The organism is Pseudomonas sp. AC083 (genome assembly GCF_979253165.1).
On record NZ_CEEDDH010000085.1, the window covers coordinates 1 to 289 of the forward strand.

A 289-nucleotide genomic window follows, 5' to 3' on the forward strand; every position below is an offset into this window, starting at 1 on the left:
GATCTTTTATTGGGTTTATTGCAGCTTGGGCGAACTGGATTGCCATCGTTTCTGTCATTCCTGTTGAGGCGGTTGCTTCTGTCCAGTACATGAGCTCGTGGCCTTGGGAGTGGGCAAAGTGGACAACCCATTTGGTTACAAAAGGGGTGTTGACGACAGAAGGGCTTATGGTTGCCAGTGTGCTTCTTGTGATTTACTTTCTGCTGAATTATTGGACAGTTGGGTTATTTTCAAAAGCGAATACATTCATTACCGTGTTTAAAATTGTCATTCCAGGATTAACAATTGG

1 pseudogene is annotated in these 289 nt (G+C 43.6%); it reads left to right on the forward strand.

Annotation, left to right across the window (positions count from 1 at the left end):
- Positions 1-289 (forward strand): annotated as a pseudogene (locus AC0IXA_RS27305) (amino acid:proton symporter); the annotation flags it as partial.